Source organism: Gordonia sp. NPDC003504, from assembly GCF_053587995.1.
Genome location: NZ_JBSFPC010000021.1, coordinates 16,098 through 37,044 on the forward strand (window position 1 = coordinate 16,098; position 20,947 = coordinate 37,044).

Genomic DNA, 20,947 nt, shown 5'->3' on the forward strand with positions numbered 1-20,947 from the left:
CCGCTGGTCGGAGATTCCCGCTCATCGTGGGCCGATCACAGCAGCGACGGCGGGGTGGGTACGGCCAGGTCGGCGAGTAACGGCTGCCGCAGTCCCTGCTTGATCAGTGTCTGCGTCGGGCCGGCCAGCGGAGCGCGTGCTGCGGCCACCTCGGCGGCCCGTCGGAGCAGGTCGGTGGCCGGCACCGCCTCGTCGACGATACCGGCGGCCACCGCGTCGTCGGCGCCGTAACGACGTGAGGTGAGCATCGCCTCGGTGGCGGCCCGATCGGTCAGCCGGGTGCGGACCAACGAGGCCATCCCCTTGGTGAACGGCATGCCCAGGGCCGCCTCGGGCAGCGACCAGAAACCACGTTCGGTGCGCATCACCAGGTGATCGGCGCAGAGCGCCAGCATCGCCCCGGCTCCGAAGGCGTGACCGTTGACGGCCGCGATCACCGGCACCGGCAGGGTCAGCACCGTGCGGTAGAGCGCATGGACCCGGTCCAGGTAGGCCGGGAGGTCAGCGGCGTTGGTGGCGATGTAGTCGGTGTCGAGGCCGTTGGTGAAGAACTTGCCGGTCGCGGTGATCACCACGGCCTTCGCCCCACCGGAGACCGCCCCGTCGAGCAGCGAGGTGACGGTGTCGATCCACTCGAGGCGGAAACGGTTCTCCGGATTCGCCTCGTCGAGTTCGACACCCGGGGTGCCCAGGAAGAGTTCCGCGACGCCGGCGGCGGTGGGCTGTTCGCTCAGAAATGGCATGCAGAGACCTTATCGCCTGAGGCCAGGCGATCTTCGGCGCCGTCGACGCCGGGGTCCCCGCAACCACTCATCCATCGTTGCCGCGCACATCGACGACGATCTCGCCGCCCGTGCGCGTCGTCGTATGAGATCGTCGGCTCGGGCCACTAGGGTTGGCGGCATGGATCCCACCGTCGACGCGGACGCCGCGGCGATCGCCGCCGCCGCCACGATTTCTGCCGAAACCGATTGTGCCGCACATGATATCGCGGTGATCCTGGGTTCGGGGTGGGCGCCGGCCGCGGACGCCTTCGGCACACCGATCGCGACCGTGGCGATGTCGGATGTCCCGGGATTCCTCGCCCCCTCGGCCGCCGGTCACGGTGGCACCATCCGATCGGTGCACATCGGCGACCGGCGGGTGCTGATCATGCTCGGCCGCACGCACGCCTACGAGGGACACGATCTGGCCCGGGTGGTGCATCCGATCCGCACCGCGGCGGCGGCCGGGGTGCACACGGTGATCCTGACCAACGCCGCCGGCGGGCTCCGCGAGGGCATGAGCGTCGGTCAACCCGTGCTGATCTCCGACCATCTGAACCTGACCGCCCGGTCCCCGCTGGTCGGCGCGCGTTTCGTCAACATGGTCGACGTCTACGCCCCGCGGCTGCGGGAGATCGCCCGCGGCGTCGACGCCACGTTGACCGAGGGCGTGTACGCGGGACTGCCGGGCCCGCACTACGAGACGCCCGCGGAGATCCGCATGCTGCGGACCCTCGGCGCCGACCTCGTCGGCATGTCGACGGTCCACGAGACGATCGCGGCCCGCGAGGCCGGGCTGGAGGTCCTCGGGGTGTCACTCGTCACCAACCTGGCGGCCGGGATCACCGGTGAACCGCTCGACCATGCCGAGGTGCTGGAGGTGGGCCGCGCGTCGGCCACCCGCATGGGCGAACTGCTGGCGAGCATCATCGGGACCCTGTGACCTATGCGAGTACCCACCGACCGTGACGGATCAGCGCCCGACGGACCACCGACCGAACGCAAGGGGATGCGATGACCTATCCGCCCGACAATTCCGGCGGGTACCCACCCGCCGGCGGATACGGATATCCGACGCCGCCGCCGCAGGGCTACGGTCCCCCGCCGCCGCGGTCGCCGTGGTCGTCGCCCCTGGTGATCGCGGCGATCGTGCTCGGCGTCGTCGTGGTGCTCGGCGCAGGCGTGGGCGCTTATCTGCTGCTGCACAACAGCGGCGGCTCCGACGAGGCGGCCGCGTCGTCATCGACCACCACGACCACCGCGCCCGGGGTGACGCAGGTCCCCGGCGGAAGATCGACGTCGACCACCACCACGACCACCACCCTCACCCAGGCCCGCCCGTCACCGACCGTGTCGGGGGCCGACTGGCAGGGCTTCCTGTCCGGCCCGCGCTGTAATGCCGCCGACGATCCGGCGGTGGCGATCGGGCGCACCGCCCGATCCCGGGTGGTGATCTGCCAGGTGGGTGACCAGACCGGGCGGTACTACTACAAGGGCGCCGCGGACGCGGGTGAGATCGAGGTCGGGTTCCCCCAGCATGTGGGCAACACCTTCATCGCCCGCAACGGATCGGTGACCTACACGGTGTCGCCGTCCGCGCTGGTCATCGCCGACGGTGGCGTCACGCAGTCCACCGAACCGATGCTCGAATACTGGGCGGCGAGCTGACGCCGACCGTCCGCGCCGCCGACCCCTGGGTCCAGAACCACCGACCCCTGGGTCCAGAACCGCAGACCCCTGGGTCTAGAACTGAACGGGTGCCCCCGGTTCTCGATGCCCGCCATCTCGATGTGATCCGCAGTTCGCGTGCGCTGTTGCACGATGTGAGTCTGACCGTGCACCCGGGTCAGCATTGGGCGCTGCTCGGCCCGAACGGCGCCGGGAAGTCGACCCTGATGGCCATCCTCGGTGCCCGATCGCATCCGACGACCGGCGTCGTCGACGTGCTCGGCAAGCGGCTCGGTCGCGTCGACATGCGCGAATTGCGCACGCACATCGGACATGTCGATCCGCGGTGGCGCATCGACGTGCCGATCAGCGCGCACGATGTGGTGCTGACGGGATTGACGAACACACCCGAACTCGACCGCCGACACCATTACACCGACGCCGAACACCGGCGCGCCGACGACCTGTTGGACCTGCTGGGGATGACCGAGCGACGCGACTCGGTGTGGCCGGTGATGAGTCAGGGCGAACGGGGACGCACCCTCATCGCACGGGCGCTGATGCCGCAGCCGGCGTTACTGCTCCTCGACGAGCCGGCCACCGGCCTCGACCTCGCCGCGCGGGAGAAACTGCTCTCGGCGATCGATCGCCTCCGCGGCGACGTGCCGGATCTGGCGAGCGTGCTGGTCACCCATCACCTCGAGGATCTACCGGCGAGCACCACCCACGCGATGCTGCTGCGCGAGGGCGAGGCGATCGCGGCCGGCGAGGTCGACGACACGCTGACGTCGGCGGCCATCAGTACCGCCTTCGATCATCCGGTGACGGTGCGCAGGCACGGCGGGCGCTGGTCGGCGGTCGCCGCCTGAGATATCTGCTCGGCGGTGGCCGCCTGAGGTATCTGCTCAGCAGGTATCTGCTCAGCGCGGGCCGAACTGACGATCCCCGGCGTCGCCGAGGCCGGGAACGATGTAGGCGACGTCGTTGAGACCCTCGTCCACCGCGGCCACGAACAACCGGATCGGATGACCCGACTTCTCCAGCGCCGCAACACCTTCGGGGGCGGCAACCACGCACAGCGCGGTGATGTCGGTGGCACCGCGGGCCACCAGCAACTCGATCGTGTACAGCAACGATCCGCCGGTGGCCAGCATCGGATCCAGCACGAACACCGGCTGATCCGACAGGTCGTCCGGCAACGATTCCAGATACGGCACCGGGGTGGCGGTGGACTCGTCGCGGGCCACGCCGACAAACCCGACGAGCGCCTCCGGGACCATCGCATGCGCCTGTTCGACCATGCCGAGTCCCGCCCGCAGGACCGGAACGAACAACGGCGGCTTGGCAAGTCGCGACCCGGCGCACCGGGTGATCGGGGTGTCGATCGTCTCGGCGACCGTCGGGGCGTCGGCCAGTGCCTCGTAGACGAGCATCTGCGTCAGGTCCGACAATGCCGCCCGGAAACCCGCATTGGCGGTCGTCTTGTCGCGCATCGTGGTCAGTCGTGCCGCGGCGAGCGGGTGATCGACGATGTGAACAGCCATGAGCAAACCATAGTGCGCACACCTGGCCGGGGCCCGGCAACGAAAATCGTCCACATCAATACCGGCCACGATGGAACCGTCGGGGGTTTCGCCGCGTCCAACCCTGCATGACCACCACTCCGCCACTCTCCGTCTCCCCCGCAGCCGTGCAGTCCTTCGCCGGCCACGAGGCCACCACCGCCACCCGCCTCGGGATGCACACCGCCGCCACCGACCTCACGCCGCTGGCCCTGACCTTCGGCCTGATCGGTTCGGATTTCCTGGCCGCACTCGGACAGGTGATCGACGTCCGACGCACCCGCCTGCGCCGCATCGCCGAGACCCACCTCGCCATCTCCGCTCAGAGTTCGGCAGCGGCGTCGGGGTACACGAGCACCGACGACACGGCCGGCGCGGTGCTGACCGGCGCTGTGCCGGGCCCCACGATGCCGACCCGCACCATGCCCGCTCCCACCATGCCCGCCGCCGACATGACTGCCGCCGACATGACCGGGGTGCGACTCTGATGCTGACCGCCGATGTGTTGATCGCGCCCCTGCGCATGCTGATGCCCGCCCTGGGCACCGGTGTCCTTCCCGGAAACGACCCGGTGACCGCGATCGCGGCGTTGGCGCCCGATCTCGCCGCGATCCGGGACGAGGCCATGGCCGCGGCGTCGAACGTGGAGGCCGCATGGGACGGTGCGGGCGGGACCGCGGCGACCGCCGCCGCACGACGCGCCACCACCACGACCGTGGCGATCGAGGAGGACACCGCCGACATCGTCCGCATCACCGGGACCGCGGCCGGCCGTGTCGAACGGGCGGCCGCCGAACTCAACGGACTGCTCGACTCGTTTGCCGCGGCGGCGCGGGCTCTGGGTGACGGGCTGTTCACCCCGGCCGGGCTCATGATGCTGCTGCCCGTGGCCCTCGACCACATCGAACGCGGCGTGACGGTCGTCGCCCGGACCCGGGCCGAACTCGCCGGCGACACCCGCGAATTGATGGCGTCGGCGCAGACCGAGGCCCCCGCCGGTGTGCCTGCATCGCTGCCCACCCCGGCCTCGGTGCCCGCCGGTCCCGGCACCGATCACGGCGGTGTCGCGATCACCCTTCCCGACGGGTCGGTGGCGTACGCACCGAACGAACGCGCCGCCACCGCGGTCCGGGCCGCGCTGAGTCAGCAGGGTGTGCCCTACGTGTGGGGCGGCACCGACCCGAGCGGATTCGATTGCAGCGGCCTCACCCAATGGGCCTACCGGCAGGCGGGACTCGAGCTGCCGAGGCTGGCCCAGGAGCAGGACACCGCCGGGATCGCGGTGGCGCAGGGCGACCTGCTGCCCGGCGACCTCGCCGTGTGGGACGGGCACGTCGCGATGTACATCGGCAACAACCAACTCGTCGAAGCCGGCGATCCGGTCCAGGTGTCACCGCTGCGCACCAGCAACGCAGGGCAGGGATTCCAGGGTTTCTTCCGGCCGCGGTGATGCCCGCGATGACGTCCTCGTCGTCGGTGCACCGAGGTGTTCATCAACTCGTCGTGGGGTCGGTATGGATGTCACAGGCATGATCGCTACGCTGTGACGTCATGGCCGGAGACATCGTCCCCATCGAGCTCGGACTCACCGACGGAAACAGCTTCACGCTGTGGGCGCCCCGCTGGCGCGAGGGCGACGACGAGTGGGAGGCGTTCCTGGGTCTCGACGAGGACCTCTACGTCTTCCCGGGCGTCGCCGAACTCGTCGCGTTCATCCGCACCGACGACGACAACGACCTCGTCGAGCATCCGGCGTGGGAGACCGTGAAGGGTCTGCAGGCCGACGAGCTGGTTCCCGACGACCGGCACACCTATGACCTGGTGGGCGTGCCGGAGCTCGCCGCCGAGGATCCCACCCCCGAGGTCATCGCCGAACTCGAGGACGCGCTGGAGATCGTGCGCATCCTCGGTGAGGTGTGCGAGCTGGTGGTGATCACCAAGTTCTTCAACGGCAACCCGATCCTGGGTGCGGTGACCACCGGCACCCGCAACTTCGAGGGCCGCGACGGCACCGACCTGTGGGTGCGCATCGGCCGTCTCATCGCCAAGCACTGGGACAACGTCCTCGACGCCATCGACGAGGTCATCACCACCCCCGACGTGCCCGACGACGCCGTCACCACCGCCGCCGCCGAACTCGAGGCCGCGGCGTCGGCGGAGGACGAGGACGAGCCGGATGAGGATCTCGACCTCGTCGGCGACGCCGACGCGGAGGCATCCGAGGACGACGAGGCCACCGAGGAGACCGACGACGACCTCGACGACTCCGACTCCGACGACGACGAGGACGAGGACGAGGACGAGGAGATCGACGACGACGATTTCTGGGCCTCGGTCGGCATCGACCCGATCCGCATCGTCACCGGCGCCGGGGAATACCTGTCGCTGCGCTGCTACCTCGGTGACGACCCGGTCTTCCTCGGCAAGGACGGCAAGATCTTCGTCTTCACCTCGCCGCGGGTGCTGTCGAAGTTCCTCGCCGACGAGAACAGCCACGACTTGTCGGGTGTGTCGACCTTCGACGAGGTGCGGGTGGCCGCCACCGACGGTTCACTGGAGTTCGACGTCATCGACGACAACGTCTACGTGCTGCCCGGGCTGAGTGAGGACATCTCCGACGGCCCCCGCCGCATCGACCGCAACCAGCTCGAGCTGGCCGTCGAATTATTCACCGACGCAGCCGATTACGCCGACGACGACTCCGTCGGCGAGGCACTCGGGTCCACCACCCCGCTGGGCTGGTTCGTCGACTACGCGATCAACCCGGATCCCAAGCGGCTGGCCCCGAGCCCGCCGTTCGAGAACGAGGCCGAGGCGTGGCGCGCCCTCGAGCACGAGTTCGAGGATCGGCTCGTCAAGAAGCGCTGACGCCGCGCCACTAATGGGTCGTGTTGGAGAAGGTGGGTGCTACCGCACCCACCTTCTCACGCACGACCCACTTTCCCGCCGACCTGATCAGCCCTCGATCAGCACCGCATAGCCGGGCTTGATGACGTTGTCGATGACCGCGAGACGCTCGTCGAAGTGGATGAACGCCGACTTCATCGCGTTGACGGTGAAGCGTTCGAAGTCGGCCCAGCCGTAACCGAACTGCTCGGAGAGCTTGGCGAATTCCTTGCTCATCGTGGTGTCGCTCATCAGCCGGTTGTCGGTGTTCACCGTCACCCGGAAACGCAACCGCGCGAGCACGTTGAACGGATGCTCCGCCAGCGAGGCGACCGCGCCGGTCTGCACGTTCGAGCTCGGGCACAGCTCCAACGGGATTCGCTTGTCGCGCACGATGTTCGCGATAAGGCCGAGTTCGGCTCCGGGGAACGCCTCGTCGTCGGGCCGGGACCCGGCCGGCAGCACGATGTCGTCGATGACGCGCACCCCGTGACCGAGCCGGTCGGAGCCGCAGAAGCCGATGGCCTCGTGGATGGACGGCAGGCCGAACGCCTCGCCGGCATGAATGGTGAACGGCGCACTGTTGGCCCGCATGTACTCGAATGCGTCGAGGTGCCGGGTCGGCGGGTGGCCCGCCTCGGCGCCGGCGATGTCGAATCCGACCACCCCGCGGTCGCGGTAGCGCACCGCCAGTTCGGCGATCTCCCGGGAGCGGGCGGCGTGCCGCATCGCGGTGACCAGGCAGCGCACCATGATCCGACGGCCCGACGCCGCGGCGATCGCCTCCCCCTCGGCGAATCCGGTCAGCACCGCCTCGACCACCTCGTCGAGGTCGAGTCCGGCCTCGAGGTGCTGTTCGGGGGCGTAGCGCACCTCGGCGTACACGACGCCGTCGGCGGCGAGATCCTCCACACATTCGCGGGCCACCCGGACCAGCGCGTCGGCGGTCTGCATCACGCCGACGGTGTGCGCGAAGGTCTCCAGATATCGTTCCAGCGAGCCGCTGTCGGCGGCCTCGCGGAACCAGATGGCGAGATCGTCCGCGGTATCGGCGGGCAGTTCGTCGTAGCCGGTCTCCCGCGCCAGCTCCAGCACCGTCGACGGCCTCAGTCCGCCGTCGAGATGATCGTGCAACAGCACCTTCGGGGCGAGCAGCAGTGCGGCGGGATCCAGCGGTGAACGCGGCGGCATTGACGTCATGCCCCGAACCTAACGCGTTCGATCACGCGGGGCCGGACGACGGGCGTGTGCGCCCCGATGTCGACGGCGCCGACCAGCGCGGCCCGCGCGGCGGCGAACCGCTCCGGGGTCTGCGTGTGCATGACGAAGAGCACCTCGCCGGCGCGCACCTCGTCGCCGGGTGCGACGTGCACGATGACACCGGCCTCGGCCTGCACCGATTCGCCGGGGACCGATCGTCCGGCGCCGAGTCGCCAGGCCGCATCGCCGACGGCCCGGGCGTCCACCCGTGCGACGATCCCGGCCCGCTCGGCGGTCACCACGTCGGTGTGCCGTGCCCGCGGCAACGGGGCGTCCGGATCTCCGCCCTGCGCGGTGATCATCGCCCGCCACGAGTCCATCGCCCGGCCGTTGCGCAGATTCTCCGCCGGGTCGACGTCGGAGACACCGGCGAGGGTCAGCATCTCGACGGCCAACGCCACGGTCAGTTGCACCACGTCCGCCGGTCCGCCACCGGCGAGCACCTCGACGGATTCGGCCACCTCGACGGCGTTGCCGGCCGCCCGGCCCAGCGGCGTGTCCATGTCGGTCAGCAACGCCGAGGTCGCCACCCCGGCCCGCTCGCCCAGGTCGACCATGGTGGCGGCCAGTTCGCGCGCGTCGTCCTCGCCCGGCAGGAACGCACCCGAACCCACCTTCACGTCGAGCACCAGGGCGCCGGTGCCCTCGGCGATCTTCTTGCTCATGATCGAACTGGCGATCAGCGGGATCGACTCGACGGTGCCGGTGACGTCGCGCAGCGCGTAGAGCAGGCGATCGGCCGGTGCCAGGTCGGGACTGGCCGCGCACACCACCGCGCCGACCTGCTCGAGTTGGGTGATCATCTCCGCGACGGTGAGATCGGCCCGCCATCCCGGAATGGACTCGAGCTTGTCGAGGGTTCCGCCGGTGTGGCCCAGGCCGCGTCCGGACAACTGCGGTACCGCCACCCCGTACGAGGCGACCAGCGGTGCGAGCGGAAGGGTGATCTTGTCGCCGACCCCACCGGTGGAGTGCTTGTCGACGGTCACCAACCGTCGGCCGTCCCGGCTCAGTCCGGAGAAGTCGGCCTGGGCGCCGCTGTCGATCATCGCCTGGGTCCAGGTGGAGATCTCCCGGCGGTCCATCCCACGCAGCACGATGGCCATCAGCAACGCCGACATCTGTTCCGGCGCCACCACACCGTGGGTGTAGGCGTCGACGACCCAGTCGATCTGCGCATCGGTCAGTGCCCGGCCGTCCCGTTTGGTGGTGATCACCGAGATCGGGTCGATCCCGACGCTCTCCCCGCTCACCGGGACGCCTCGCCGAGTTCCCCTGCGGCCAGATCGTCCGGTCCGAACGCGTCGGGCAGCAACTCACCGAGCGCGCGCGGACCGGCGGGGTGGTCGATGAGCAGCTCCACGCCACCGTGTTCGAAGAGCACCTGCCGGCACCGGCCGCACGGCATCAGCACCTCGCCGCGGGAGTCGCTGACGCTGACCGCACGCAGCCGACCGCCACCCGATCCGATGAGGTCGGTCACCAACGCCACCTCGGCGCAGACGCCGAGTCCGTATGAGACATTTTCCACATTGCAGCCGGCGACGTTTCGCCCCTCGGTGGTGCTCCCGGCCGCACCGACCGGGAACCTCGAGTACGGCGCGTAGGCTCGCCCCACCATTTCAATTGCCTTGTGGCGCAGCATATTCCAATCAATGTCGGCAGTCAGCGGAAACTCCTTCTGAACGGGGATACAACCGGACACAGACGACTCTGCGGTCACCGTTGCAATGGTAAGGCAAACCTAAGTCGGAATCTCTTGTGGCCCAGATCTGTTCGGGCAATTCACGGCTGCCCTCAGCATAGGTTTAAAGTCTCTTGCATGGGTCCATGGTGGAGCCTCCACAAGGCGGCTCCCTGCGTCCATCGACGATGTTGGAGGCCAATTTCGCAATGAGCACCCCGACCGAAACCGCACCGGAGCCGGTGCGTAAGCGATCTCTGTATCGAGGCGACCCCGGGATGTGGTCATGGGTGCTCCACCGGATCACCGGTGTCACCATCTTCTTCTTTCTCTTCGTGCATGTTCTGGACACCGCGGTCATCCGCATCGATCCGAACAAGTACTCCGAGATCATCGAGACCTACAAGACGCCGCTCATCGGCCTGATGGAGATCGGTCTCGTCGCCTGTGTTCTGTACCACGCCTTCAACGGTGTGCGGATCATCCTCGTCGACTTCTGGTCGAAGGGTGCCAAGTACCAGCGACAGATGCTGTGGGTGATCCTGTCGATCTTCGCGATCGTGTTCGCGGCGGCGGCGGTCCGCCTCCTCCAGATCCTGATCACGCACTCGTTCTAGGAGAGATCACCGATGACTGCATCCTCCCCGCACCTCGCCAAGACACTCGGCACCGACTACGACCGGCCGGCCAGTCTCGACAACCCGCGCTCGCCGCGCGCCCGCAAGGGCGGCAACTTCGAGAAGTACGCATGGCTGTTCATGCGCTTCTCCGGCCTGGCGCTGATCATCCTCACCATCGGCCACATGTTCATCATGCTGGCGTGGGACAACGGCGTGCACCGCATCGACGCGTCCTTCGTCGCCGCCCGGTGGAAGGAACCCTTCTGGCAGATCTGGGACCTCACGATGCTGTGGCTGGCCCAGTTGCACGGCGGCAACGGTGTGCGCACCGTCATCGCCGACTACTCGCGCAAGGACTCCACCCGGTTCTGGCTGAACGTGCTGCTCGGCATCTCGATGATCCTGGTGCTGGTGCTCGGCACCTATGCCCTTCTGACCTTTGACGTCAACAGCGCGAGCTGACGCGCCCCACGTCGACCACAGGAGACACGAATACATATGCAGGAACACCGCTACGACGTGCTGATCGTCGGCGCCGGCGGCGCCGGGATGCGCGCGGCCATCGAGGCCGCTCCCCGCGCCCGCACCGCGGTCCTCACCAAGCTGTACCCCACCCGCAGCCACACCGGCGCGGCCCAGGGCGGCATGTGCGCCGCGCTGGCCAACGTCGAAGAGGACAACTGGGAGTGGCACACCTTTGACACCGTCAAGGGTGGCGACTACATCGTCGACCAGGACGCCGCGGAGATCATGGCCAAGGAGGCCATCGACGCGGTGCTCGACCTGGAGAAGATGGGTCTGCCGTTCAACCGCACCCCCGAGGGTCGCATCGACCAGCGCCGCTTCGGCGGTCACACCCGCGATCACGGCAAGGCGCCGGTCCGTCGCGCCTGCTACGCCGCCGACCGCACCGGTCACATGATCCTGCAGACCCTGTACCAGAACTGCGTCAAGCACGACGTCGAGTTCTTCAACGAGTTCTACGCGCTCGACCTGTGCCTGTCCGAGAACGAGAACGGCGAACCGGTGGCCACCGGCATCGTCGCCTACGAACTCGCGACCGGCGAGATCCACGTGTTCCACGCCAAGTCGATCGTGTTCGCGACCGGCGGCTCGGGACGTATGTACAAGACCACCTCCAACGCCCACACCCTCACCGGTGACGGCATGGGCATCGTGTTCCGCAAGGGACTTCCCCTGGAGGACATGGAGTTCCACCAGTTCCATCCGACCGGCCTGGCCGGTCTGGGCATCCTCATCTCCGAGGCCGTCCGTGGTGAGGGCGGCATCCTGCGCAACGCCGAGGGCGAGCGCTTCATGGAGCGCTACGCCCCCACCATCAAGGACCTCGCCCCCCGCGACATCGTCGCCCGTTCGATGGTGCTCGAGGTCCTCGAGGGCCGCGGCGCCGGACCGAACAAGGATTACGTCTACATCGACGTGACCCACCTCGGCGAGGACGTGCTCAACGAGAAGCTCCCCGACATCACCGAGTTCTCCCGCACCTACCTGGGCGTCGACCCGGTCACCGAATGGGTTCCGGTCTTCCCGACCTGCCACTACGTGATGGGCGGCATCCCGACCAACATCGAGGGTCAGGTGCTGCGCAACCCCACCGACGTCGTGCACGGTCTGTACGCCGCGGGCGAATGCGCATGCGTCTCGGTGCACGGCGCCAACCGCCTGGGCACCAACTCGTTGCTCGACATCAACGTCTTCGGCCGTCGCGCCGGCATCGCCGCCGCCGACTACGCCAACTCGGCGTCGTTCACCGACCTGCCGGAAGAGCCGACCGCGATGGTCGACGGCTGGCTGGAGACGATCCTGTCCGAGCACGGGCACGAGCGGGTCGCCGACATCCGCACCGAGCTGCAGGCCTCGATGGACGCCAACGCGTCGGTGTTCCGCACCGAAGAGACCCTCAAGCAGGCGCTCACCGACATCCACGCCCTCAAGGAGCGCTACGCCCACATCCGCGTGCAGGACAAGGGCAAGCGTTTCAACTCCGACCTGCTCGAGGCCATCGAGCTCGGCTTCCTGCTGGAGATGGCCGAGGTCACCGTGGTCGGGGCGCTCAACCGCAAGGAGTCGCGCGGCGGTCACGCCCGCGAGGATTACCCGAACCGCGACGACGTCAACTACATGCGGCACACGATGGCCTATAAGAAGGGCACCGACCTGCTCAGCGACATCGAGCTGGACTGGAAGCCCGTCATCCAAACCCGCTACGAGCCGATGGAGCGTAAGTACTGATGACCGCCGTCATGGACAACCCGGCTCCCTCCTCCGACGAGCCGCCACTGCCCGCCGTCCCCGACGAGGCGACGATGGTGACGCTGAAGATCTACCGGTTCAACCCGGAGAATCCCGATGCCCAGGGCTTCGAGAGCTTCCGCGTCCCCGCCCTGCCGACCGACCGGCTGCTCAACCTGCTGCTGTACGTGAAGGGCTACCTCGACGGCACCCTGACGTTCCGTCGCAGCTGCGCGCACGGCGTCTGCGGTTCCGACGCGATGCGGATCAACGGCGTCAACCGGCTGGCCTGCAAGCTCCTGATGAAGGATCTGCTCCCCAAGGACAAGAGCAAAGAGATCACCATCACCATCGAGCCCATCAAGGGGCTTCCGGTGGAGAAGGATCTCGTGGTCAACATGGAGCCGTTCTTCGACGCCTACCGCGCGATCAAGCCGTACCTGATCACCACCGGCAACGAGCCGACCCGCGAACGCATCCAGTCGGCCACCGACCGCGCCCGCTTCGACGACACCACCAAGTGCATCCTGTGTGCCTGCTGCACCACGAGTTGCCCGGTGTTCTGGAACGAGGGCAGCTACTACGGCCCCGCCGCCATCGTCAACGCTCATCGCTTCATCTTCGACAGCCGCGACGAGGGTGCCGTCGAACGACTCGACATCCTCAACGACGTCGACGGGGTGTGGCGCTGCCGCACCACCTTCAACTGCACCGACGCCTGCCCGCGTGGCATCCAGGTCACCCAGGCCATCCAAGAGGTCAAGCGCGCTCTGATGTTCTCGCGCTGACACGCAGACCACCTCTGCAGCCCAACGAAGGCCCGCGCCGCACGGCACGGGCCTTCGTTGTGTCTCGAGAGATGTGGTGTCTCGGGCTCAGCCGACGAGTTCGGCCGGGACCACGCTCACCGGGAACGGCCGCTCGACGGTGAACGTGTCCTCCCCGGTGACCCGCCCGACCTCGCGGTAGGCACCGTCGATCAGTTCCCACGCGAGGATCGACGGCTCGTCGGGATCGACCACCCAGTAGTGGGCGCAGGCGGCGCGTTGCAACCGTTCCTTCTTCAGCAGCAGGTCCACCCCCCGCGTCGACGGTGAGAGCACCTCGACGGCCAGCACCGGCGGTCCGGGAAGTCCGTCGTCGGTGAACGCCGCACGCGGCGCGACCAGCAGATCGGGCTGGATCACGGTGTTCTCCGACAGGATCACGTCCAGTGGGGCGAAGAGCACCTCGAGGTCGGCCGGGCAGGCCGCATGCACACGAAGAAAGAGATCGCGGATGGCACGCTGATGTCGCGGCCGCGGAGCCGGACTCACGATGAGGACCCCGTCGATGAGTTCGTAGCGCCAGCCGTCATCAGGAGCCGCGTCGAGATCCGCGCGGGTCAGTTCGCGGCCCCGCGGCAGGGTCCAGGTCTCGCTGGTCATGGATGTCATGGTAGGGCGCCTCCTTGATCATGGCGACGAGTATGGACCGGACAGCTTGCGAGACCAGCACCGTTCTTGCCGGCCTGTGGACAACCGGATCGGATGGAACCGATCGCGCCCGGGCTGCGTCCAAACCGGCATGACACACACCATCACCCGCGGTGCCGCCGCGCTCGCCGCCACCCTGCTCCTGATCGTCCCCGTCACGATCATCGGGGGTTCTGCGTCACACGCCTCCGCACAACCCCCGGCGCCGGTGACCATCACCCTGACCTCTGATACCGAGATCAACGAGCAACTGCTCTGGTACGACTCCGCCGGACGTCCCCGGCATCAGTTCGACGTGCCGCTGTCCGACGTCGACGACGACACGGGACACCACGTGGCGATGCTGACCTTCCTCCCCGATGATGCCGAGACCTTGCTGCGCGTCGTCTTCGTCAGCGGCGGTGAGTACGCGGCGTGTGCCATCGCTCGCGGGGACTCCACGGTCGCCGAGGACACCGCAGAAGGTGAACGAGCGATGGCCATCTGTGAGTAAATCCCGACAAGAGATCACGAATGTGAACTGAAATCGAGGCAATTTCCGCCCGAAACCACTGATTCCGCGATAGCGCTGCGCGTCGGCAACGGAAACCTTAGTCTGAGTCCCTGCATGCGCACGCAAGGTGGGAGTAGCACATGACCGAGAGTGTTCAGGCCGAGCTCCAGGGCGGCGACAAGGGACTACGCGCCGGCTCCATCGGCCTCGTCGGCAACGTGATCATCGGGCTGTCGGCGGTGGCGCCGGCCTACAGCCTGGCCGCCACCCTCGGATTCGTCGTCGCCGCGGTGCACACCAAGGCGCCGGCGATGTTCGTGGTGGCGTTCATCCCGATGCTGCTGGTGGCCTTCGCCTACCGGGAACTCTCGCGCGACACCCCCGACTGTGGCACCACCTTCACCTGGGGAACCAAGGCCTTCGGACCGTGGATCGGGTGGATCGGCGGATGGGGTCTGGCGGTGTCGGCGATCATCGTGCTGGCCAATGTCGCCGAGATCGCCGCGGTCTATCTGCTGGAGTTCCTCGGCTTGGAGTCGCTGGCGGACACCCTCTGGATCAAGGTTCTGCTCGGCTGCGTCTTCATCGCCGGCATGACCTGGGTGAGCATCCGGGGCATCGTCATCAGCGAGCGGCTGCTCGTGGCGCTGATGTTCATCCAGTTCGGGGTGCTCGTGCTGGCCAGCGTCATCGCACTGATCAAGGTGGGACTGGGAACAGCTGGACCGCAGGCGATTTCACCGGAATGGAACTGGCTGTGGCCGGGCGGGCTGAGTCAGTCGGAGATCGCCGCGGCGGTGATCCTGTGCATCTTCATCTATTGGGGCTGGGACGCGTGTCTCGCGGTCGGTGAGGAGACCAAGGATCCGGAAAAGACCCCCGGGCGTGCGGCGGTGATCACCTGCGTGATCCTGGTGGCCACCTACGTGCTCGTCGCCTACGCCATCCAGTCCTTCGCCGGCTTCGGCGACACCGGCATCGGACTGAACAACGAGGACAACGTCGACGACGTGCTCACCATCCTCGGCGAGCCGGTGGCCGGCGGCATCATGGCATCGGCGTTGTTGCTGACGGTGAGCGTGTCGGCGATCTCCTCGACGCAGTCGACGATCCTGCCGACGGCCCGTGGCTCACTGTCGATGGCGGTGTACAAGGCGATCCCGGATCGGTTCTCGAAGATCCATCCGCGCTACATGACCCCGGCCTTCGGTACCGCGGTGATGGGGGTGTCCGCGCTGGTGTTCTACCTGGTCCTGTCGATCGCGAGCCAGAACACCCTGGCCGACTCGATCGCCTCACTCGGGCTGGCGGTCGCGTTCTACTACGGCATCACCGCATACTCCTCGGTCTGGTACTTCCGCCGCACCCTGTTCGACTCGGCCCGGAACTTCTTCATGCGCGGCCTGTTCCCCCTCCTCGGGGGGATCGCGATGACCTGGGCGTTCGTCAAGAGTGCCATCGACATGGTCCAGCCCGACTACGGTTACACCTCCGTGGGCCCCATCGGCGGCGTGTTCATCCTCGGCGTCGGCATGCTCGTCCTGGGCATCCCACTGATGCTGGCGTGCTTCGCCCAGCGCCGAGAGTTCTTTCAGGGCAAGACATTGACCGCGAACACCGAAGTGAAGGTGCCCGATGTCTACTGACACCCCATCGTCGCCGTCTACTGACACCCCATCGTCACCGACCCCCGAGAACCCGACCCCCGACACCTCGACCCCCGCGCGGTCGTCGGCCTGCCGGGGACGCCTCGTCGTCGGCTATCTGGCGACCCCGTCGGGCAACGACGGTGTCGTACTCGCGGCGGCACTGGCCCGCAAGACCGGCGCGTCCATCGACCTGGTGTGCGTGGTGCATCCCGTGCCCTACGACGGTTCGCCCGGACTCGAGCAGTACGAGGCACGCCTCGAGGAACAGGCGGGCCGGTGGCTGGCCGAGGGCGCGACCCTGGTTCCCGACGACATCGAGACCCGGGCGATCGTCACCGTCAACGAGTCCTTCGCCGCCGGACTGATCGAGATCGCCGAGGAGAACGGGGCCGACCTGATCGTGGTGGGCGGTACCGGTGACGGCCTGTTCAGCCGGCACAACCTGGGAACGGTGAGTACCGAACTACTGCACTCGGCACCGCTGCCGGTGGCGTTGGCGCCACGCGGGTACGCCACCCGCTCGGAGGTCGCCCTGGACATGGTGACCGTCGCCGTGCCGGTCCGGCCGTCGGCATCGGACCCGTTGCCGTTCGCGATCGAGCTGGCGGAGTCGGCACACCTCGATCTGCGCCTGGTGTCGCTGGTGTCCCTGGATTCGCCCTTTGAGGACGACACCTCCCGCGCGGCCCGCGCCAAGCAGGTCGAGGTGGCCCGCGACCTCCTCGAACACACCCGCGCGGCCGTCGAGGCCGACCTGGACATCGAGGTGCTCGTCGCCGATGGCCCGACCCTCGACGAGGCGCTGGACAATCTCGAGTGGGACCAGAACGATCTCGTCGCCGTCGGCTCGGGGCACCTCGGCGCGGCCAATCGGGTGTTCCTGGGCAGTACCGCCGCGCGCATCCTGCGCTGGACGACCGCGCCGGTCATCGTCATCCCGCGGACGGGTGCATGACCCGGGCGCGGGTGCTCGAACTCCGCCACGCCGAGTGCGAGTCGCCGGGAGCCTACCTGGCCGGGCTCGACGAGGTCGCCGACGTCCGCACGGTGCGCTCCTGGTGCGAACCGATGCCCGACGATCCCACCGACTTCGACGCGATCCTGGTGATGGGCGGTCCGATGGGTGCCAACGACGGCCCGACCCTCCCCTGGATCGACGCCGAGATCGCGTTTCTGACCGGCGCGATCGCCGCCGGCATCCCGATCTGGGGAGTCTGCCTGGGCTCGCAGCTGCTCGCCCGGGCGCTCGGCGCGGCGGTGCGGACCGGTCCGGAACCGGAACTGGGGATCGCCGACGTCACCCTCACCGCGGACGCCGCCACCGATCCGGTGTGGGCCGGCACCGCCACCATCCCGGCGATGCACTGGCACTACGACACCTTCGACCTGCCCGGTGGCGCAACACTTCTCGGGTCGTCGAAGCTCTGTGCTCATCAACTGTTCCGGCACGGACCGCATTACGGCGTGCAGTTCCACCTCGAGGTCGACACCGCCCTGTTCGACGAGTGGCTCGGGGTCCCCGAGTACCGTCGTGAACTCGAGAGCGCTCTGGGTCCCGACGGACCCGCCGGTATCCGAGCCGATGTCGCACGGGCGCAACAGATCACGCGTCCACTGGCCGCGACGGCGATCCGCCGGTGGGTCGAGGTGGTCGTCGCCGGGTGTGCCGATCTCCGACGGGTCTGAGGTTCAGCTGTCGAAGCCCAGCCCCAGCTTGTCCATCGCGCTCAGCCACGCGCCACGACGCCCCTCACGCCGTTCGCTGCGCGCCAGCTGGTGACGGGTGATGGTGATCCCGGCCCACCGCAGCGGCTCCGGCGGAAAGGGAATCGGCTTGGACCGCACCATGTTCAGAGCCGTGCGTTCTGTGTCGAGGCCGTCGAGGAGATCCAGCGCGGTCGCCGCGGCGAAGTGCGAGGCACCCACCCCGAGCCCGGTGAAGCCGACCGCGCTGACCACGCGGCCGCCGAAGGATCGGTCCCAGAACGCGCAGAACCGCGAACACGTGTCGATCGCACCGCCCCAGGTGTGGGTGGCGCGGATACCCTCGAGCTGCGGGAAGAACTGCAGCAGGTGCTCGGCCAGGAGCGCGAATTCCCCCGGCTCGAACTCGTGCCGCCGCGCCCCGTCGGACCCGTAGTGATACAACGCATCCCAACCACCGAAGAGAATACGATCGTCGGCGGTGAGCCGGAAGTAATGAAACCTCGGTCCGGAATCGGCCAGTCCCTCGCGCCCGGCCCAGCCCAGCGACGCACGCTGCTCGGCGGTCAGTGGCTCGGTCATCAGGGCGTAATCCCACACCGGGACGGTGAACAGACGCAGCCGGCGCAGAACCGACGGACTGGCCGACGTCGCCAGCACGATCCGGCGGGCGAGCACGTCACCATAACCGGTCTGTGCACGTAGCCACTCACCTTCGCGCCCGATCCCGGTGATCTCGGTGCCCTCGTAGATCCGCACGCCCAGCCGCTGCGCGGCCTCGGCGAGGCCCCACGCCAGCTTGGCCGGATCGAGCATGAGCACATCCGGGTCGTGCACCGCGGCACGCACCATCGGCGAGTTCACCCGATCTCGGGCCTGCGGGCCCGGCAGCATGGTCAGTTCCTGACCGAGAAACGCTGCTGCAGAAGATAATTCGCGAAGTCCGTCGACCTGCCAGTCGAAGTTGGCGATGTCGAGTTCACCGGTGCGTTCGGCGTCGGCGTCGATACCCAGACGGTCCATCGCCGCCTCGATACCGTCGAGCGTCTCGCGGCCGAGTCGCGTCAGGGTCGGCATCTCGTCGGCGAAGCGTTCCAGACCGTTGCCGATGCCGTGGGTGAGGCTGGCCGAGCAGAATCCGCCGTTGCGACCGGAGGCGTGTTCGGCGATCCGGTCGCGTTCGACGAGGACCACCCGACGCCCCGGGTCGCGTTCGGCCGCGGTCACCGCCGTCCACAAGCCGGTGAATCCCCCACCGACCACCAGCAGATCGGCGTCGACCTCGTCGGAGAGCCGGTCGCACGCCGCGGGCCGCTTCGGCCGGTCGAGCCAGAAGGATTCCGGCGACGCCTGGGCCACCATCTCGACCGCGCGCCGGCCCGGCCGCGTTGCCCAGGTCATCGGACCGCGCGCCCCGGGTTGGCGAACACCGTTCGGTGCCAGTCCTTGTCGACGACACCGGCGATGTCGCTCATGACGTGTTTGACCGACAGGTACTCCTCCAGTGAGTACATCGACATGTCCTTGCCGAATCCCGAGGCGCCGACACCACCGTGCGGCATCTCGCTGATGATGGGGATGTGGTCGTTGATCCACACGCAGCCGGCGTGGATCTCCCGCGACGCCCGCTGCGCCCGGTAGACGTCGCGGGTCCACGCCGAGGCCGCCAGGCCGTAGACGGTGTCGTTGGCCCGGCGGATCGCATCGTCGTCGTCGGAGAACGACGAGACCGTCAGCACGGGACCGAAGACCTCGTCGCGGTAGATCTCCGATGATTCCGCGACGTCGGCCACCAGGGTCGGCGGATAGAAGGCGCCACTCCCCTCCGGGACCGCACCGCCGACGACGATGCGGGCGCCGTCGGCGCGCGCCCGCTCCACCATGCCGGCGACCTTGTCGCGATGCGCCCGCGAGATCAGCGAACCCAGATCCGTTGCGGGATCGGTCGGATCGCCCACCGTCACACCCGACATCAGCTCGGCCACGCCGGCGACGAAGTCGTCGTAGAGGTCGGCGGCGACGATGGCCCGGGTGGCGGCGGTGCAGTCCTGCCCGCCGTTGATCAGTGACGCGGCCACCGCACCGGCGATCGCCGCGTCGAGGTCGGCATCGTCGAAGACCACGAAGGGTGCCTTGCCGCCGAGTTCGAGTTGTACGCGCGTACCGTTGCGCGCAGCCTGGGCCATCACCATCCGGCCCACCGGTGTCGATCCGGTGAAGGTCACCATGTCGACGCCGGCATGGCCCGCGATCGCGGCTCCGGCCTGCGCCCCGGTCCCCACCACGACGTTGAGCACGCCGTCGGGCACACCGGCCCGGGTGGCCAGCCGCGCCAGCGTCAGGGTGGTCAGCGGAGTCAGCTCGGCGGGTTTGAGCACCACCGCACATCCGGCGGCCAGCGCCGGCAGCACCTTCCAGATCGCCATCTGCAGCGGATAGTTCCACGGGGTGATCGACCCGATGACGCCCACCGGCTCACGCCGGATGCTCGAGGTGTGATCACCGGAGTACTCCGCCGACGCCTTGCCCTCCAGGTGCCGTGCGGCACCGGCGAAGAACCGGACGTTGTCGACGCTGCCCGGTACATCGAACTCGCGGGCGAGCCTGATCGCCTTGCCGGTGTGCGCGGTTTCCTCCGCCGCCAACGACTCCGACTCGGCATCGAGGGCGTCGGCGAGGGCCATGAGAACCTCCGACCGTTCCGCGGGCGTCGCACCGCCCCACTCCCGTTGGGCGTCACGAGCCGCGGCCACCGCGGCGTCGACGTCGGCGGGACTCGCCAGAGTCAGGGTCGCCAGCGCCTCATCGGTGGCAGGATTGACGACGACGTGGTCGGGACCGGAGCCCGGCACGGCTGCTCCGGCAACCCAGCCGGACGGGACGGTTGCGGTGTACGGCACGACGGCGATACTACCGGCAGGACAACGAA

General features: G+C 68.3%; 22 protein-coding genes. 14 read left to right on the plus strand and 8 right to left on the minus strand.

Annotated elements, in window-relative coordinates:
* Positions 1-35 precede the first annotated feature (35 nt).
* Positions 36-743, minus strand: coding sequence for an enoyl-CoA hydratase/isomerase family protein (locus tag ACWDPV_RS23130; RefSeq protein ID WP_449744849.1), 708 nt, complete (start codon positions 741-743; stop codon positions 36-38).
* A 160-nt stretch (positions 744-903) separates the two neighbouring features.
* Between ACWDPV_RS23130 and ACWDPV_RS23135 the strand changes: the two genes are divergently transcribed.
* From ACWDPV_RS23135 to ACWDPV_RS23145, 3 genes are all read left to right on the plus strand, one after another.
* Positions 904-1,707, plus strand: coding sequence for a purine-nucleoside phosphorylase (locus ACWDPV_RS23135; RefSeq protein ID WP_449744850.1), 804 nt, complete (start codon positions 904-906; stop codon positions 1,705-1,707).
* Positions 1,708-1,778: 71 nt separating this feature from the next.
* Positions 1,779-2,432 carry a hypothetical protein gene (locus ACWDPV_RS23140; RefSeq protein ID WP_348808543.1) on the plus strand — a complete coding sequence of 218 codons (654 nt, stop codon included), beginning with the start codon at positions 1,779-1,781 and terminating at the stop codon, positions 2,430-2,432.
* Between the two features lie 89 nt (positions 2,433-2,521).
* Positions 2,522-3,301, plus strand: coding sequence for an ABC transporter ATP-binding protein (locus tag ACWDPV_RS23145; protein WP_449744851.1), 780 nt, complete (start codon positions 2,522-2,524; stop codon positions 3,299-3,301).
* Positions 3,302-3,352: 51 nt separating this feature from the next.
* Here the strand turns inward: ACWDPV_RS23145 and upp are convergent, their stop codons facing one another.
* Entirely contained in the window at positions 3,353-3,976 is a 624-nt protein-coding gene (gene upp / locus ACWDPV_RS23150) for a uracil phosphoribosyltransferase (RefSeq protein ID WP_348802593.1), read from the minus strand.
* Positions 3,977-4,083: 107 nt separating this feature from the next.
* Here upp and ACWDPV_RS23155 point away from each other — a divergent pair, with 107 nt between their 5' ends.
* From ACWDPV_RS23155 to ACWDPV_RS23165, 3 genes are all read left to right on the plus strand, one after another.
* On the plus strand, positions 4,084-4,482 hold the full coding sequence (locus ACWDPV_RS23155) for a type VII secretion target (protein WP_348802594.1): 399 nt from the start codon (positions 4,084-4,086) through the stop codon (positions 4,480-4,482).
* Positions 4,482-5,444, plus strand: coding sequence for a C40 family peptidase (locus ACWDPV_RS23160; protein WP_348802596.1), 963 nt, complete (start codon positions 4,482-4,484; stop codon positions 5,442-5,444). Before ACWDPV_RS23155 ends, ACWDPV_RS23160 begins: the two co-directional genes overlap by 1 nt.
* A gap of 101 nt (positions 5,445-5,545) precedes the next feature.
* Complete coding sequence (locus tag ACWDPV_RS23165; protein WP_449744852.1) at positions 5,546-6,862, plus strand: primosomal protein; 1,317 nt, start codon at positions 5,546-5,548, stop codon at positions 6,860-6,862.
* An 87-nt stretch (positions 6,863-6,949) separates the two neighbouring features.
* Here the strand turns inward: ACWDPV_RS23165 and ACWDPV_RS23170 are convergent, their stop codons facing one another.
* Genes ACWDPV_RS23170 through ACWDPV_RS23180 form a run of 3 tightly spaced genes read right to left on the minus strand, consistent with a single transcriptional unit; the run spans position 6,950 to position 9,809 of the window.
* Positions 6,950-8,080 carry an adenosine deaminase gene (locus ACWDPV_RS23170; RefSeq protein ID WP_449744853.1) on the minus strand — a complete coding sequence of 377 codons (1,131 nt, stop codon included), beginning with the start codon at positions 8,078-8,080 and terminating at the stop codon, positions 6,950-6,952.
* Positions 8,077-9,393, minus strand: a complete 1,317-nt coding sequence (locus ACWDPV_RS23175; protein ID WP_449744854.1) for a thymidine phosphorylase — start codon at positions 9,391-9,393, stop codon at positions 8,077-8,079. The genes ACWDPV_RS23170 and ACWDPV_RS23175 overlap by 4 nt, the downstream gene beginning before the upstream one ends.
* Positions 9,390-9,809: a cytidine deaminase gene (locus ACWDPV_RS23180; RefSeq protein ID WP_449744867.1), complete on the minus strand. Its 420-nt coding sequence runs from the start codon at positions 9,807-9,809 to the stop codon at positions 9,390-9,392. The genes ACWDPV_RS23175 and ACWDPV_RS23180 overlap by 4 nt, the downstream gene beginning before the upstream one ends.
* Before the next feature lie 224 nt (positions 9,810-10,033).
* Here ACWDPV_RS23180 and sdhC point away from each other — a divergent pair, with 224 nt between their 5' ends.
* From sdhC to ACWDPV_RS23200, 4 genes are read left to right on the plus strand one after another with little or no spacing between them, the layout of a single operon-like run.
* Complete coding sequence (gene sdhC, locus ACWDPV_RS23185; protein WP_348802601.1) at positions 10,034-10,441, plus strand: succinate dehydrogenase, cytochrome b556 subunit; 408 nt, start codon at positions 10,034-10,036, stop codon at positions 10,439-10,441.
* 12 nt (positions 10,442-10,453) lie between these two features.
* A complete protein-coding gene (locus ACWDPV_RS23190; RefSeq protein WP_348802602.1) occupies positions 10,454-10,906 on the plus strand; it encodes a succinate dehydrogenase hydrophobic membrane anchor subunit in 453 nt (150 codons plus the stop codon).
* A gap of 36 nt (positions 10,907-10,942) precedes the next feature.
* Positions 10,943-12,697 (plus strand): succinate dehydrogenase flavoprotein subunit, encoded by a 1,755-nt coding sequence (gene sdhA / locus ACWDPV_RS23195; RefSeq protein WP_348802603.1) that lies wholly within the window; start codon positions 10,943-10,945, stop codon positions 12,695-12,697.
* Positions 12,697-13,485, plus strand: a complete 789-nt coding sequence (locus tag ACWDPV_RS23200; RefSeq protein WP_348802605.1) for a succinate dehydrogenase iron-sulfur subunit — start codon at positions 12,697-12,699, stop codon at positions 13,483-13,485. The genes sdhA and ACWDPV_RS23200 overlap by 1 nt, the downstream gene beginning before the upstream one ends.
* An 87-nt stretch (positions 13,486-13,572) precedes the next feature.
* On the opposite strand, the gene ACWDPV_RS23205 is transcribed toward ACWDPV_RS23200, so the two are convergent.
* Entirely contained in the window at positions 13,573-14,133 is a 561-nt protein-coding gene (locus ACWDPV_RS23205; protein ID WP_348802606.1) for a Uma2 family endonuclease, read from the minus strand.
* A 130-nt stretch (positions 14,134-14,263) separates the two neighbouring features.
* Here ACWDPV_RS23205 and ACWDPV_RS23210 point away from each other — a divergent pair, with 130 nt between their 5' ends.
* The 4 genes from ACWDPV_RS23210 to ACWDPV_RS23225 all read left to right on the plus strand — a co-directional run bounded on the left by ACWDPV_RS23210 (position 14,264) and on the right by ACWDPV_RS23225 (position 18,000).
* The gene (locus tag ACWDPV_RS23210) at positions 14,264-14,665 is read left to right on the plus strand and encodes a hypothetical protein (protein ID WP_449744855.1); all 402 of its coding nucleotides are present in this window, start codon (positions 14,264-14,266) and stop codon (positions 14,663-14,665) included.
* A gap of 140 nt (positions 14,666-14,805) precedes the next feature.
* Positions 14,806-16,311 (plus strand): APC family permease, encoded by a 1,506-nt coding sequence (locus tag ACWDPV_RS23215; RefSeq protein WP_449744856.1) that lies wholly within the window; start codon positions 14,806-14,808, stop codon positions 16,309-16,311.
* On the plus strand, positions 16,301-17,269 hold the full coding sequence (locus tag ACWDPV_RS23220) for a universal stress protein (protein WP_449744857.1): 969 nt from the start codon (positions 16,301-16,303) through the stop codon (positions 17,267-17,269). The genes ACWDPV_RS23215 and ACWDPV_RS23220 overlap by 11 nt, the downstream gene beginning before the upstream one ends.
* Positions 17,266-18,000, plus strand: a complete 735-nt coding sequence (locus ACWDPV_RS23225; protein WP_449744858.1) for a type 1 glutamine amidotransferase — start codon at positions 17,266-17,268, stop codon at positions 17,998-18,000. Before ACWDPV_RS23220 ends, ACWDPV_RS23225 begins: the two co-directional genes overlap by 4 nt.
* A 3-nt stretch (positions 18,001-18,003) precedes the next feature.
* Here the strand turns inward: ACWDPV_RS23225 and ACWDPV_RS23230 are convergent, their stop codons facing one another.
* Both ACWDPV_RS23230 and ACWDPV_RS23235 read right to left on the minus strand, forming a co-directional pair.
* Positions 18,004-19,419 carry an NAD(P)/FAD-dependent oxidoreductase gene (locus tag ACWDPV_RS23230; protein ID WP_449744859.1) on the minus strand — a complete coding sequence of 472 codons (1,416 nt, stop codon included), beginning with the start codon at positions 19,417-19,419 and terminating at the stop codon, positions 18,004-18,006.
* Positions 19,416-20,918, minus strand: coding sequence for an aminobutyraldehyde dehydrogenase (locus tag ACWDPV_RS23235; RefSeq protein WP_449744860.1), 1,503 nt, complete (start codon positions 20,916-20,918; stop codon positions 19,416-19,418). The genes ACWDPV_RS23230 and ACWDPV_RS23235 overlap by 4 nt, the downstream gene beginning before the upstream one ends.
* Between the last annotated feature and the right edge of the window lie 29 nt (positions 20,919-20,947).